The organism is Hespellia stercorisuis DSM 15480 (assembly GCF_900142165.1).
Lineage (GTDB): Bacteria > Bacillota > Clostridia > Lachnospirales > Lachnospiraceae > Hespellia > Hespellia stercorisuis.
The window spans coordinates 1-531 of record NZ_FQZY01000001.1; the positions used below are offsets into that span (position 1 = coordinate 1).

General features: G+C 50.8%; 1 rRNA gene. It reads left to right on the plus strand.

The features are described from left to right. Positions 1 to 531 (plus strand): 23S ribosomal RNA (locus tag BUB85_RS00005); the annotation flags it as partial.

A 531-nucleotide genomic window follows, 5' to 3' on the forward strand; every position in this document is an offset into this window, starting at 1 on the left:
CAACGCAAGTTGGTCGCAGAGAATTGGTCCAAGCAACTGTTTAGCAAAAACACAGCTCTATGCAAAACCGAAAGGTGAAGTATATGGGGTGACGCCTGCCCGGTGCTGGAAGGTTAAGGGGAGAGGTTAGCGCAAGCGAAGCTTTGAACTTAAGCCCCAGTAAACGGCGGCCGTAACTATAACGGTCCTAAGGTAGCGAAATTCCTTGTCGGGTAAGTTCCGACCCGCACGAAAGGCGTAATGATTTGGACACTGTCTCAACAATGCACCCGGTGAAATTGAAATACCAGTGAAGATGCTGGTTACCTGCGCCAGGACGGAAAGACCCCATGGAGCTTTACTCTAGCTTGATACTGGGATTCGATATTGCATGTACAGGATAGGTGGGAGACTAGGAATCTATGACGCCAGTCATAGAGGAGTCGCTGTTGGGATACCACCCTTGTAGTATTGGATTTCTAACCATCAGCCGTGATCCGGCTGGGGGACAATGTCAGGTGGGGAGTTTGACTGGGGCGGTCGCCTCCGAAA